General features: G+C 62.0%; 10 protein-coding genes and 1 tRNA gene. 4 read left to right on the top strand and 7 right to left on the bottom strand.

What is annotated here, in order from left to right; translation table 11 throughout:
* Positions 1-196: 196 nt before the first annotated feature.
* Positions 197-679, bottom strand: coding sequence for an iron-responsive transcriptional regulator RirA (gene rirA, locus QD408_RS17790; protein WP_088680497.1), 483 nt, complete (start codon positions 677-679; stop codon positions 197-199).
* A gap of 217 nt (positions 680-896) precedes the next feature.
* The gene (locus QD408_RS17795; RefSeq protein WP_414140214.1) at positions 897-2393 is read right to left on the bottom strand and encodes a CoA-acylating methylmalonate-semialdehyde dehydrogenase; all 1497 of its coding nucleotides are present in this window, start codon (positions 2391-2393) and stop codon (positions 897-899) included.
* Positions 2394-2571: 178 nt separating this feature from the next.
* On the opposite strand from QD408_RS17795, the gene QD408_RS17800 reads away from it, so the two are divergent.
* Together QD408_RS17800 and QD408_RS17805 are read left to right on the top strand one after the other, a co-directional pair.
* Positions 2572-2886, top strand: coding sequence for a putative quinol monooxygenase (locus tag QD408_RS17800; protein ID WP_088680495.1), 315 nt, complete (start codon positions 2572-2574; stop codon positions 2884-2886).
* Entirely contained in the window at positions 2883-3764 is an 882-nt protein-coding gene (locus tag QD408_RS17805) for a LysR family transcriptional regulator (protein WP_414140215.1), read from the top strand. The genes QD408_RS17800 and QD408_RS17805 overlap by 4 nt, the downstream gene beginning before the upstream one ends.
* Here QD408_RS17805 and QD408_RS17810 read toward each other — a convergent pair.
* The 4 genes from QD408_RS17810 to QD408_RS17825 all read right to left on the bottom strand — a co-directional run bounded on the left by QD408_RS17810 (position 3736) and on the right by QD408_RS17825 (position 5163).
* Positions 3736-3927, bottom strand: coding sequence for a hypothetical protein (locus QD408_RS17810; RefSeq protein ID WP_414140216.1), 192 nt, complete (start codon positions 3925-3927; stop codon positions 3736-3738). The two genes, QD408_RS17805 and QD408_RS17810, sit on opposite strands and share 29 nt — an antisense overlap.
* A 49-nt stretch (positions 3928-3976) precedes the next feature.
* Positions 3977-4414, bottom strand: coding sequence for a DUF4174 domain-containing protein (locus QD408_RS17815; RefSeq protein WP_414140217.1), 438 nt, complete (start codon positions 4412-4414; stop codon positions 3977-3979).
* A 93-nt stretch (positions 4415-4507) separates the two neighbouring features.
* Positions 4508-4584: transfer RNA gene (locus tag QD408_RS17820), tRNA-His, on the bottom strand.
* Between the two features lie 129 nt (positions 4585-4713).
* Positions 4714-5163: a phasin gene (locus QD408_RS17825; protein WP_088680491.1), complete on the bottom strand. Its 450-nt coding sequence runs from the start codon at positions 5161-5163 to the stop codon at positions 4714-4716.
* 212 nt (positions 5164-5375) lie between these two features.
* On the opposite strand from QD408_RS17825, the gene QD408_RS17830 reads away from it, so the two are divergent.
* Positions 5376-9122 (top strand): ATP-binding protein, encoded by a 3747-nt coding sequence (locus QD408_RS17830; protein ID WP_414140218.1) that lies wholly within the window; start codon positions 5376-5378, stop codon positions 9120-9122.
* Positions 9123-9381: 259 nt separating this feature from the next.
* On the opposite strand, the gene QD408_RS17835 is transcribed toward QD408_RS17830, so the two are convergent.
* Complete coding sequence (locus QD408_RS17835) at positions 9382-11334, bottom strand: acetoacetate--CoA ligase (protein ID WP_414140219.1); 1953 nt, start codon at positions 11332-11334, stop codon at positions 9382-9384.
* Between the two features lie 172 nt (positions 11335-11506).
* Between QD408_RS17835 and QD408_RS17840 the strand changes: the two genes are divergently transcribed.
* Positions 11507-13399 (top strand): AsmA-like C-terminal region-containing protein, encoded by a 1893-nt coding sequence (locus tag QD408_RS17840; protein ID WP_414140220.1) that lies wholly within the window; start codon positions 11507-11509, stop codon positions 13397-13399.
* Positions 13400-13405: the final 6 nt, after the last annotated feature.

Below are 13405 nucleotides of genomic sequence, written 5' to 3' on the forward strand. Positions count from 1 at the left end.
AGAAATTTTCGGCCAAAAATCAGTCTTATTTGGAAATATTCGCACAAAAATAGCCGGATTTTTGTCGCATTTGGTATAATTACGCCTCCACAACGACATGCCGCCGTCATTCCCCCGCCCGGGGAGGTTGAGCAAAAGCAAAAACCGCGATCGCCTGGGCAATCGCGGTTTCACAAGGTTCGTGCTGCTGTTTTGATCAGGCGGCGGGGGCGACGACCGCGGGCTTGCGGTATTCCTGCTCGCCGGTGAGCCCGAGAAGGAAATTGATCTGCGGGCGCGCCTTGACGAGATCGTCGATGGTATATTCCGAAAGCACGCCGAAGAAAGCGTTCAGCGCCTTGCGCAGCGCCGAGTTCAGGCCACAGCTGTCGACCAGCGGGCATTCGACCATGCCGTCGTCTTCGAAGCATTCAGCCATGGCGAAACTGTCTTCCGTCACCCGCACGACATCGAAGAGGGTGATTTCAGCCGCGGGCTTGCCCAAACGCACGCCGCCGTTACGGCCGCGCACGGTTTCGACCAGACCTGCCTTGTTCAACGGCTGAAGGATCTTGAAAAGAAAGAGTTCGGAAACCCCATAAGCCTTGGCGATCTCAGGAATCCGGCTCAACTGCCCTTCATTGGCAGCACAATACATCAACATGCGAACCGCATAGTTGGTCTGCTTCGTCAACCGCATGCCGATCTCCTGACTCGTGCCTGTTCAGACCTATATAGGCGGTTTGCTAGTTTTGAACAATTCCAAAATATGAAATTCGCATTCAGCTTATGAGGCCATTTGCCGCTGCGTCAATCCCGTTCCACGATCTTCTGGTTGTAATCCAAAGTGGTCTGCTAGCGCCAAATAAAACGGGGGCCGAAAGGCCCCCGAATTGTAGATCGATCTGTCGTAGAGATTACTTCATCGTCGGCATGACGAATTCGGCGCCGCTCTTGATGCCGGAAGGCCAGCGAGCGGTGACGGTCTTGGTCTTCGTCCAGAACTTGATCGAGTCCGTGCCATGCTGGTTGAGGTCGCCGAAGCTCGATGCCTTCCAGCCGCCGAAGGAGTGATAGGCGAGCGGAACCGGGATCGGAACATTGATGCCGATCATGCCGATATTGATGCGCGAGGCGAAGTCGCGGGCGGCGTCGCCGTCGCGGGTATAGATCGCAACGCCGTTGCCGTATTCGTGCTTCATCGGCAGCGACAGCGCTTCCTCGTAGTTCTGGGCGCGAACGACGGAGAGGACAGGTCCGAAAATCTCGGTCTTGTAGATATCCATCTCGGGCGTGACATGGTCGAACAGGCAGCCGCCGACGAAATAGCCGTCTTCATAGCCCTGGAGCTTGAAATCGCGGCCGTCGACGACCAGCTTGGCGCCTTCCTCGACGCCACGGTCGATCAAGCCGCGAACGCGGGTATAGGCTTCCTTGGTGACGAGCGGACCCATATCGGCCTTGTCGTCGGTGTAGGGGCCGATGCGCAGCGATTCGATCTTCGGCGTCAGCTTCTCGACGAGACGGTTGGCGGTTTCTTCGCCGACCGGAACGGCAACCGAGATCGCCATGCAGCGCTCACCGGCCGAACCGTAGCCTGCGCCCATCAGCGCGTTGACGGCCTGGTCCATATCGGCATCGGGCATGATGATCATGTGGTTCTTGGCGCCGCCGAAGCACTGGGCGCGCTTGCCGTTCATCGCCGCCGTGCCGTAGACGTAGCGGGCGATCGGCGTGGAGCCGACGAAGGAAACGGCGCCGATATCCGGATCGGTGAGGATCGCGTCGACCGCACCCTTGTCGCCGTTGACGACGTTGAGGATGCCGGCAGGAAGACCGGCTTCGATCATCAGTTCGCCGAGGCGGATCGGCAGGGAGGGATCACGCTCGGACGGCTTCAGGATGAAGGCGTTGCCGCAGGCGATCGCCGGCGCAAACATCCACATCGGGATCATGCCGGGGAAGTTGAAGGGCGTGATGCCCGCGCCGATGCCGACCGGCTGGCGGATCGAATACATGTCGATCGCAGGACCCGCGCCCTCGGTGAATTCACCCTTGGCGAGATGCGGAATGCCGCAGACGAATTCGCAGACTTCGAGGCCGCGGATGACGTCGCCCTTGGCGTCTTCGATCGTCTTGCCATGTTCCTTGGAAATCAGTTCGGCAAGCTCGTCCATGTGCGTGTTCAGGAGTTCGACGAACTTGAAGAAGACACGGGCGCGGCGCTGCGGATTGGTGGCAGCCCATTTCGGCTGCGCGGCCTTGGCGTTTTCGACTGCGGCGCGCAATTCCTCGACGCTTGCGAGCGCCACCGTCGCCTGTACTTCGCCGGTCGCCGGATTGTAGACGTTGCTCACGCGGCCGCTGGTGCCGGCAACATGCTTGCCGCCGATGAAATGACCGATCTCGCGCATGGTATGCTCCTCCTGTTTTTGGGATGGCCTACAATCGCACTTCAATTTGCACAAATCAATGCGCTGATATAAGTAACTGTTGTGCGCAAATTATAGTCCTGGCATTGCATCAGGCCTGCTGTTTCCAAACTTGGAACGGCACGTGGACAAGTCAAATCCAACGAGAGAGGTCAAACCCATGAGCCGGAAACCCATTGTCAGAATGGCGGAGCTGGAGATCGATCCGGACATGCTCGAAACCTATCGCGCTTTGCTCACCGAAGAAATCGAGGCATCCGTCGCCTTGGAAGAGGGTGTTCTTTCCCTCAGCGCCGTTTCCATCAGGGACCATCCAAACCGCATTCGTATTCTTGAGGTCTATGCCGACCAGAAGGCATACGAGGCCCATCTGCAGGCGCCGCATTTCCTTAAGTACAAGAACCAGACGGCGGGCATGGTGACATCGCTGGCGCTTATCGAGGTCGATCCGATCGCAATGTGTGCCAAGCCATGAACTGGGACGATGTTCGTATTTTCCTTGCCGTCGCGCGCACCGGGCAGATCCTTGCCGCCTCGAAGCGGCTGGGGCTCAATCATGCCACGCTGTCGCGCCGGCTGACGTCGCTGGAAGAGGCGCTGAAGACGCGGCTTTTCATCCGCCGCACGAATGGCTGCGAGCTGACGGCCGAAGGCGAAGTGTTCCTGGCATCCGCGGAGCGGATGGAAACGGAAATGTTGGCGGTGCAGGCCAGCCTCGGCCACACCGATACGGCCATTGCCGGAACCGTGCGCGTCGGAGCGCCCGATGGCTTCGGCGTTTCCTTTCTGGCGCCGCGCATGGGCAGGTTGATCGAGCGCCATCCGGAACTGAAGATCCAACTCGTCCCGGTGCCGCGCTCGTTTTCGCTGTCGCAGCGCGAGGCCGATATCGCCATCACGCTGGAGCGGCCCGAGCAAGGCCGGCTCGTCTCCTCCAAGCTTACCGACTACACGCTCGGCCTCTATGCCTCACGCGACTATCTCGCCTTGCAGGGCACGCCCGGCGATATCGAGGCGCTGAAGGCGCATCCGCGCATCGGTTATGTCGAGGACCTCATATTCACCGCGTCGCTCAATTTCTCCGGCGAAGTGATGCGCAGCTGGGACGCAAGCTTCGAGATCTCGACCTCGATCGGCCAGACGGAGGCGGTACGATCAGGCGCCGGCATCGGCATCCTGCACGACTATATCGCCCGGCAATATCCCGAACTGCAGCGCATCCTGCCGGAGGTTTCGATCCGGCGCGCCTATTGGACGACCTATCATGAAACCGCCCGCGACCTGCTGCGCGTCCGAAGCGTTGCCGACTTCCTCCAAGAACTCGTCAGCGCCGAACGGCATATCTTTCTTTAAGTCTCGAAGTGTGTTTTGCCGGCTCGTCGTTCTCGTCGGGATTGGGAACGGGCGCCTCGTCGGGCAGCCGATCCGGCTCCGGCTCCTTGATCGGAGGCACCGGCTTCCAGCCGGGCGCCGGCATCGGCGGCTGATCGGGAATGGGTTCGTTCGGCAGGGACATGACTGCCCTTCCTTTCATGATATTCGTCGCAAACGAGGTTCGGTCGGGATTATTTGTCCGGCTTCAGCGCTTCGGCGGCGCGCATCGGCATGCTGTCGACGATGGCGAAGAGTTCGCCTGTGGCAATCGGCTCGCTGACCTTGAGCTTGACCGTGCCGTCCTTGCCGACAAGGAAGGCAGCGAATTCACCCGGTTCGGGCGCCTCCAGATCACTGCGGATCGCTTGCCCGTTCAAACCTTCAGCCGCGCCGAAGAGCGGCCGCACGCTATCGCCCGACACCTTCAACACCACCATATCCCGCTCGTCGAGCGCGCTTCGATCGGCAAGCAGCTGATTTTCCTGGCGGGCGGCGCGGGCATTCTCCTTGTCGGCGAAAAGGATGAAGACGCGGTTCTTCCATTGGAAGGCGGCGAGGCTTTCGGCCGGCGCATAGGCGCTGTTCGTCTCGTCGATCTTGGTTGCGCCGTAGAGAAGCGTTTTCGACATGCGTATTCTCCCGTTAACAGAGAAAACGGGCCTGCACGGCATGGGTTCCATCGAAATGGGCGGAACCTGGTTCATTGCTGACATGGGGAGAAATGGTACGGTTGGGGGGTCTCGAACCTCCGACCTCAGGTGCCACAAACCTGCGCTCTAACCAACTGAGCTACAACCGCATATGTCACGCTTGGCGCGACGGGGGTCACATACGAGGACTTGGCGATGAATTCAAGCCCCATTCCTCGTCAATATACAAAAAGGCTGGACACGAGGTCCAGCCCTTTGTCGCTGAATGGTAAAACCGATCAGGCCTTCTTGAAGGAAGCCATGGCCTTTTCGGCGGCGTCCTTGGAGGGCTTTGCCAGCTTTTCGGCAACCTGCTTGGTGGTTTCCTGAATCGACTTCGCCTGTTCGACGGCGAGTTCGGCCTGCTTGCGCAGGAAAGTGGTCTGCAGCTCGAAGAATTCAGCCGGGGACTTGACGCCGAGCAGCGCTTCCAGGTGCGAGAGCGAGCTCTCGGCATTGACGCGCAGAACGTCGATCGCCTTCAGGCCGAGTTCGACGCTGCCTGCCTGTGCCGTCTGGACGGTGGCTTCGAGCGTCTTGCCGGCTTCCTCGCCAGCGGTCTTCAGCTTGGCATAGGCGTCCTTCGACTGCTGGGCGCCCTTTTCAGCGAATTCACGGAAGGATTCCGCGAGCTTGGACGGGTCGAAAGAAGCGATTGAAAAAACGTCATCGGTCTTTATGGTAGCCATGTCGCATTCCTTTGGGTTGAAGGCATTCCCTGCCTGTGATCATCGAATGACGTCTATATAGGATAGTTTATTGTGCATTGCAACATTTTTTGTGCGACGCACAAGTCGTTAACCCTATGGGCCGAAAGCACCCCGCTGTTCTGGACCGGCATGCCGCCTGCAGTTATTAATAAGCCGTTAATTTAAGAGGCCGACAGCGACAAGGTTCGATCATGCCCGCAGTCCAATACCCGTTCATCGACATCGCTGTGCATGCACGGGTGCGGGAACGCTTTTCACGCGGCGAGGCGATGGTGCTGTTTTCGGCCGATCTCGCCCGGCTGCTCTGGGCGAACGGCGCGGGTGCGGAGCTCTTCGGCCATTCGGCGGTCTATGACCTGCTCGACCAGGGCGCCGACCGCGGCGACATTACCTTCCGCCAGTTGGAAACGGCCGCGCGCCAGCTTGCCGATATCGGCGACTACAGAAACCTGATGATCCGCGTCGCCAAAGGCTTCCAGCGCGTGCAGGTGCAGGCCGCGGCCGAGTTGATCCGGCTTTCATCCGGCGAAAAGGCCATCCTGTTTTCGGTGCCGGTCTCGGCACGGCCGCTGACGTCAGGCGCTGCGGCCGCCCAGATGCTGCAGGGCCTTGATGACCCCGATACGCATATGGCCGTCATCGGCGCCAATGGCGAGGTCATCGCCGCCTCGCCGGGCTTTGCCTCGCTCGCCATCTCCGGTGAGACCGCAAAAACCCTGATCAACCTTGCCGGCGCCCATCCCGACCGCCTGGTGAAGCGCCCGGTCGCCACCGGCAGGGGCTATCTCCCGGCCGCGGTCGGCAAGCTCAGCGACGAACCGGCACTCAATCTGCTCTTTGCCGTGGAGACCGTGCTCGGCCATCTCGACCCCATCGATCCGCCCGCGCAGGAAGCCATCGATACGCACGTGCCGCAGGCCGCCGATACGCCTGCGTGGGAAGAAAATCCGGCGCCGGCCGAAGCGCTTCAGGACGAAGCCGCCGCTGCGACTGAGTTCACCGACATCATCGATGCCGTCTCGGGGATCGAAGAGGTCGACGAGACGCTGGAAGAGATCGCCGGCGAAACCGAGCCGCCGGCCGAGACGGCTGTCGCATCTCGAGACGAGACGGTCGCGGAGTTTCAACCTGCCGCGCACGAGGAACCGGAAGGCGGCAGCGGCGTGACCGAAAGCCCCGCGGATGAAGCCGACGAGCCTGCCGCGATCATCGAGGACGACGCGACCGCCACCGCGGAAACGGCCGAGACGGTGGAGCCGCCCGCCGAAGCCAGTGACACGCATATCGACGAAGCGCCTGAAGCAGCCTTCGAAGAACCCCCGGCCGCAGCGCCTGAAATTTCCGACATGCCCGCTGCCCCAAAGCTTGCGGCCGAACCCGGCTTCGTCTTCAGGCCGAACAGCCGCGCCACGCGCTTCGTCTGGAAGATCGATGCCGAGGGCCGGTTCAACGAGGTCAGCCACGAATTTGCCGAGGCCGTCGGCCCGCATGCCTCAGATATCATCGGTTCGGCTTTCAGCGATATCGCCGCCCTCTTCAACCTCGATCCGGACGGCAAGCTCTCCGAGGCGCTCGCCCGCCGCGACACATGGTCGGGAAAGACGATCTTCTGGCCGGTCGAAGGCACCAGCCTTGTCGTTCCTGTCGATCTCGCCGCACTGCCGACCTATACCCGCAACCGCGACTTCGATGGTTTCCGTGGCTTCGGCGTCGTCCGGCTTTCCGATGCGCAGGAAGACCCGCTGGCGCTTGGCCTGACGCTCGGCCCCGACGGGGTCGGCCATGATGCGGCGAGCCTCGGCCCTGTGCCCGAGCCCGTTTCCGAAGAGGAAGCCGCGCCCGAAGAGATTCCGGCCGAAGCCACAGTGACGGAAGACACAGTTGCGGCAGCCGAGCCGGAGCGCCAGGAGACGGCACCGGAAGGGATTGCTGCCGAAGAGGCTGCCTTTGAAAGTGTCGCAGAGGAACCGGAGGACAGTGCCGAAGCCGCCACCGAGCCGACCGCCCCCATGGAAGAGCCGCCGGCGCTGCGCATTTCCGATACGCCGAATCGCCGTTTCACGGATAAGGTCGTTCAGATTCACAGCACCGGCGCTGCATTGACGGCCGCCGAACAAGCGAATTTCCGCGAGATCGCCAAGCGTCTCGAGGCTTTCGGCGCGCGCAAGGATGAGCCCACCGTTCCGGAAGCGGTGGAACCCGCCGCCACCGAAACGGCCGGCTTCGAGGAAGCGCCGGCAGTTGAGGAGGCCGAAGCATCCTTCGCCGAGGAGACGGCGCCGCAGGAAGCGATCTTCGAGAATGCGGCCGATGCCGAGCGCGACGACGACGAGCCGGCCACCATATCCGAAGACGAGGCGACGGAAGGGCTCGAGGAGACGGTCAGCCAGATCGAGGTTCTCACCAGCTTCATTCCGCCGCGCGTGAAGATGACGGACGGGCTGTCGGCCGGAACGGTCGACCAGTTGCCCGTCGCCGTACTCATTCATGTCGGCGATGCGCTCCTTCATGCCAATCCCGAATTCATGCGGCTGACGGGCTACGCTTCGCTCGATGAGCTGCGCGAGGTGGGCGGCATCGAAGCCCTGCTGCAGCGCCGCGATCTCGATGAAAAGGCGGCGGGCTCCGGCACCATGATGCTCGTCAAGGCCGACGACCGGCTGGTCCCGGTGACCGCGCGGCTGCAATCGGTACGCTGGGAAGACGCCAATGCCCTGATGCTGGCGCTGATGCCCGTGGAAGGCAAGGACGAAAGCCGTAGCGACAGCAGCCGGTCCGAAGCGCGGCCCGAGCGGATGGTCGAGAAAGTCGCCAAGCTGCAGGTCGAAGTGGAGGAATTGCGCTCGATCCTGGAAACGGCGACCGATGGCGTCGTCGTCATCGGCACGGAAGGCGACATCCGCTCGATGAACCGCTCGGCGAGCGCGCTTTTCAATTACGACGAGCAGGAGACGCGCGGCAAACCCTTCGTCATGCTGTTTGCCCATGAGAGCCAGAAGGCGGTGCTCGACTATCTGAACGGCCTCTCCGGCCATGGCGTGGCGAGCGTGCTGAACGACGGGCGCGAAGTGATCGGCCGCGAGGCCGCCGGCGGCTTCGTGCCGCTGTTCATGACGATGGGCCAGCTCACCTCCTCCAACGGCTATTGCGCCGTCATCCGCGACATCACACAATGGAAGCGCACCGAGGACGAATTGCGCAACGCCAAGGGTGCTGCCGAAACCGCCAACGCCCACAAGACCGATTTCCTCGCCCGCGTCAGCCACGAAATCCGCACGCCGCTCAACGCCATCATCGGCTTTTCCGACATGATGGCGGGTGAGCGCTTCGGGCCGATCGGCCATCCCCGCTATATCGAATATGCCAACGATATCGGCCGCTCCGGCCGGCACGTCCTCGACATCGTCAACGACCTGCTCGACATTTCGAAGATCGAGGCGGGCGAGATGGATCTCGATTTTGCCGCCGTCGGCCTCAACGAGGCGGTCTCGGAAGCCGTGGCGCTGGTGCAGCCGCAGGCGAACGGCCAGCGCGTCATCATCCGCACGGCATTGTCGCATTCGGTACCCGACGTCGTGGCGGATCTGCGCTCGATCAAGCAGATCGCCCTGAATATCCTGTCGAACGCCATCCGCTTCACCCCATCGGGCGGACAGATCGTCGTTTCCACCTCTTATGAGGGGAATGGCAGCGTCGTGTTGAGGGTCCGCGATACCGGCGTCGGCATGACACGCAGCGAACTCGACCAGGCGATGAAGCCGTTCCGGCAGGTTTCATCGACGCAATCACGCCATCGCGGCGACGGCACCGGGCTCGGCCTGCCGCTGACCAAAGCGATGGTGGATGCCAACCGGGCGATCTTCTCGATCAATTCGGCGCCGAACGAGGGCACGCTCGTCGAGATCACCTTCCCGTCGCAGCGTGTGCTCGCCGGCTGAGGCTGCGGTCCGAAATCGTAAGCGCTGCAGGCCTCTTTTGCACGTCGGCGATAAAAAAAGGCAGCCAGAGGCTGCCTTGAATTTGTGCTGTTCAACAAGAGCTCAGTCGATCAACGTCATGTTTCGGAAGCCCGAAGACTCCAGGCCGCCTCGTTCATGTGCGACCCCCAAGTTGCTTCACCTTTGACCAACCTTTCTTAACGAAAGGTTTCCATGACACCGAATTGATGAATGGTAAAAATTAGCAGTCCCGCGCACGTCAATCCTTCAGCTCGCTCAGGCCCGCAAAGAGCCGCAGCGCCTCGGGATTGGCAAGCGCTTCCAGGTTTTTCACCGGCCTGTTGTGAACGACCTCGCGCACGGCAAGCTCGACGATCTTGCCGGATTTGGTGCGGGGAATATCGGCAACGGCGATGATCTTCGCCGGCACATGCCGCGGCGAGGCGCCGGTGCGGATACGCGTCTTGATCGCCTTGACGAGATCCTCTGTCAGCGTGACGCCGGATGCAAGGCGGACGAAGAGGATGACGCGCACATCGTCGTCCCACTCCTGGCCGATGCAGAGCGCTTCGGCCACCTCCTCCATCTGCTCGACCTGATTATAGATCTCCGCCGTGCCGATGCGCACGCCGCCGGGATTGAGCGTCGCATCCGAACGGCCGTGGATGATCAGACCACCATGCTCCGTCCATTCGGCGAAATCGCCGTGGCACCAGACATTGTCGAACCGGTCGAAATAGGCGGCGCGATATTTGGCGCCATCGGGGTCGTTCCAGAACATGACCGGCATCGAGGGGAAGGCCTTGGTGCAGACGAGCTCACCCTTCTCTCCCCGCACCGGCTTGCCGTCATCGTCCCACACGTCGACGGCAAGGCCGAGGCCCGGCCCCTGGATCTCACCGCGCCAGACCGGCTGCAGCGGATTGCCGAGCACGAAGCAGGAGACGATATCGGTGCCGCCCGAAATCGAGGCGAGCTGCACGTCTTGCTTGATGCCCTCATAGACGAAGGTGAAGCCTTCGGGCGACAGCGGCGAGCCGGTGGAGGTCATCAGCCGGAGGCTGGAGAGATCATGGCTCACGCGCGGCGTCAGGCCGCTCTTGCGCACCGCATCGATATATTTCGCCGAGGTGCCGAAGATCGCGAATTTCTCAGCCTCGGCATAGTCGAACAATACGTTGCCGTCAGGTGCAAAAGGCGAGCCGTCGAACAGGCAGAGCGTGGCGCCGCTCGCCAATCCGCTGACCAGCCAGTTCCACATCATCCAGCCGCAGGTGGTGAAATAGAAGAGCTTTTCGCCGGCCTCCAGGCCGCAATGCAGCCGCTGCTCCTTGAGGTGCTGCAGCAGCGTGCCGCCGGCCGAATGCACGATGCATTTCGGCACCCCCGTCGTGCCTGACGAAAAGAGGATGTAGAGCGGATGCGAGAAGCCAAGGCGCGTGAACTCGACCTCCGCTGACTCATAGGGCGCGACGAAGGCTTCCAACGTCGACGCATCGGGAGTGTTGCGCGCCACGGCCTCGGCATCGCCGGCATAGTGAACGACGACGACAGGCACGCCCAGGCTTCTTGCGACCGCGGCGACCTTGGGGCCGACATCCTGCAGCTTGCCGGAATACCAATAGGCATCGCAGGCGATGAAAAGCCTGGGGCCGATCTGGCCGAAGCGGTCGAGCACGCCCTGCTCGCCGAAATCGGGGGAGCAGGACGACCATATGGCGCCGATCGAGGCGGCGGCGAGCATGGCGGCGACGGTCTCCGGCATGTTCGGCATCATGGCGGCAATGCGGTCGCCTTCAGAGATGCCTTGCGCCTTGAAGGCCTGCTGCAGCTTCGAGACGAGCGCGCGCAGCCGGTCCCAAGACCAGCGATCCCGGGCCTTGTCCTCGCCGCGGAAGATGATGGCATCGGCCTCGCCGCGGCCCGACAGCAGGTTTTCGGCAAAGTTCAGCGTCGCGTCGGGAAAGAAGCGCGCGCCCAGCATGCGGTCGTCGTCGACCAGGACCCTTGCGCCGCGCTCCCCTTTCACGCCGCAGAAATCCCAGACCGCCGACCAGAAATTCTCCCGCTCGGCCACCGACCATGCGTGCAGATCCTGAAAGCCAGAAAGAGAAAGGCCGAATTCGGCGTTGCAACGCTCCATGAAGGCATGGATCGGGCTTTTTGCGACGGCGTCTTCCGAAGGCGCCCAAAGTGGTCTGTTATCCTGCATTCAATCCTCCTCCCCAATCCGGTCTTTATATCATGCTGCATTGCATTATAAAGTGCGGAACCGCGTCATCGGGCGCCTGGACGCCGGAGGGGATTTGCATACGCCCGGCATTTCATATATCCGGCGAAATCAGCGCATAACGGGGTAACCGGCTGAATTACCGGCGGAGATCATGAGCACGTCAAGACATCGCAGGTGGCGCAGGAAGATCGGACCCGTTTCGCGGTGGCTCCCGGCCTTTGCCCGTCTTTCGACGCTGTTCCTCCTGATCGCACTTGGGCTTTTCGTGGCTCTCAGGGTCGCGGCGCCCTATCTGATCACGACCGGCTTCGTACGCTCCGGCATCGAGGACGCGCTGTCGAAATGGACGGGCTATCATGCCGAGATCAAGGGCAACCCGGTTCTGGAATTCTGGCCGACGCCACGCATCACGCTGAACCAGGTCACCATCCGCCAGCCGCGCGAAAGCGGCGACAAGCTGCTCGGCAGCATTGAAAGCCTGTCGGCCGATTTCAGCCTCATCGATGCGCTGAGAGGCCGGACCAGCTTCCACGAATTCCACCTGCTGCGCCCGAACCTGGCGCTGACGCGTGATGAGAAAGGGCTGATCGACTGGAGTTATGCCGGCCTGCTTGCGCGCGCGATTGCCGGCGTTCGCTACGAAAATGGCGCGGAGGTGCTCGACACCGATCTCGACGCCGAAATCGGTGCGGTGACCGTCGAGGACGGCACGCTCGTCGTCACCGACGTCAAGAGCAGCAAGATCTACCGCTTCGACAGCGTCACGGCCGACATTGCCTGGCCGAGGCTTTCAGGCGCCATCTCGGCAGTCGTCATCGCCCGCATCAACGGCGAGGACCTGAAGGTCGACTACGCCTCGCGCCAGCCGCTGCTCGCCTTTGCCGGCAGGAATGCCGAGGCCAGGACGTCGCTCACGTCGAACCTGATGACAGCGCGCTTCCAGGGTGTCGCCAGCATCGCCAGCCTTTCTTCCCTTTCCGGCAACATCGCCATCAGCATTCCCGACATGCCGGCGCTTCTCACATGGTCTGGCAAATCGATCCCCGGCATCGGCACGCTGAAGAGCGCCTCGCTGGAATCCGACATCATGTCGTCAGGCAACGGGCTGCGCTTCAACGATCTCAGCCTATCGCTGAACGAAGCGAGCGCCACCGGCGTGATGGATCTATCTACGGCGCCGGGCAAGCGGCCAAAGATCGGCGGTACGCTCGCCTTCGACCAAATGAACCTCAAGCCATTCCTCGACGCCTTCGCGCTGCGGCTCGCCGCCGGCGAGGCGGAAGAGATCTCGGCCGACATGCGAGAGCCGCTGAAGGTGCTCGATGTCGATGTCAGGCTTTCGGCCCGCCGTGCGCAGATGGGTCTCTTCGAGCTTTCCGATCTCGGCGCCAGCATGATCGTGACGGGCGGCGAGGCGAAATTCGATATTGGCGACAGCCAGTTCGAAGGTGGTGAATTGACGGCGCATCTGGAAGCGACGCAGCGCGATTTCGATGGCGGCGGAAAGCTGCAGCTGTCGATCCGGAATGCCGACTTCGCAGCCCTTGCCGAACGACTGCAGCTCAAGGGGCCGCTGCCGCTTGCCACAGGATCGCTCGACCTCGACCTGCAGTCGTCGAAGGCGATCTGGACGTCCGGCCTTGGCGACGTCACCGGCAAGCTGCATTTCTGGACGAGGCAAGGCACGATTCCCGGCATCGACGCCGGAGCGCTCAGGATACAGGCAGCCCAGAAGCCATTCTTCCCGCTGAGTGCAGCAGCAGACGGTGCCTTCGCCTTCAATCAGTTGGACCTTCAAGCCGATTTCGCCAACGGCTCGGCCGAAATCCATGACGCCCGTGTCGCCGGGCCGGAGCAGACGCTGACGCTTTCCGGCGTAATCACCTATCAATCGAACGGGCTGGCGCTTTCCGGGTCGCTGGAGGCGACCGATCCGGCCAAGGCGGCAGAGTTGCCGCTTCTGCCGTTTTTCGTCGGCGGCTCATGGCCAAACCCGGTGATCTCGCCGGTTCCACTTCTCAACAACGCGCCCCACGCGCAGTAGAGTGCC

Origin of the sequence: Rhizobium sp. BR 249, from assembly GCF_047445895.1 — a bacterium.
In the GTDB taxonomy this organism is placed as follows: Bacteria; Pseudomonadota; Alphaproteobacteria; order Rhizobiales; family Rhizobiaceae; genus Rhizobium.

Bases quoted from the DNA above. Each gene is read 5' to 3' on its own strand.
- QD408_RS17830 (WP_414140218.1), top strand. From the start codon at position 5,376: ATGCCCGCAGTCCAATACCCGTTCATCGACATCGCTGTGCATGCACGG.
- QD408_RS17825 (WP_088680491.1), bottom strand. From the start codon at position 5,163: ATGGCTACCATAAAGACCGATGACGTTTTTTCAATCGCTTCTTTCGAC.
- QD408_RS17810 (WP_414140216.1), bottom strand. From the start codon at position 3,927: ATGTCCCTGCCGAACGAACCCATTCCCGATCAGCCGCCGATGCCGGCG.
- QD408_RS17805 (WP_414140215.1), top strand. From the start codon at position 2,883: ATGAACTGGGACGATGTTCGTATTTTCCTTGCCGTCGCGCGCACCGGG.
- rirA (WP_088680497.1), bottom strand. From the start codon at position 679: ATGCGGTTGACGAAGCAGACCAACTATGCGGTTCGCATGTTGATGTAT.
- QD408_RS17795 (WP_414140214.1), bottom strand. From the start codon at position 2,393: ATGCGCGAGATCGGTCATTTCATCGGCGGCAAGCATGTTGCCGGCACC.
- QD408_RS17800 (WP_088680495.1), top strand. From the start codon at position 2,572: ATGAGCCGGAAACCCATTGTCAGAATGGCGGAGCTGGAGATCGATCCG.
- QD408_RS17840 (WP_414140220.1), top strand. From the start codon at position 11,507: ATGAGCACGTCAAGACATCGCAGGTGGCGCAGGAAGATCGGACCCGTT.
- QD408_RS17835 (WP_414140219.1), bottom strand. From the start codon at position 11,334: ATGCAGGATAACAGACCACTTTGGGCGCCTTCGGAAGACGCCGTCGCA.
- QD408_RS17815 (WP_414140217.1), bottom strand. From the start codon at position 4,414: ATGTCGAAAACGCTTCTCTACGGCGCAACCAAGATCGACGAGACGAAC.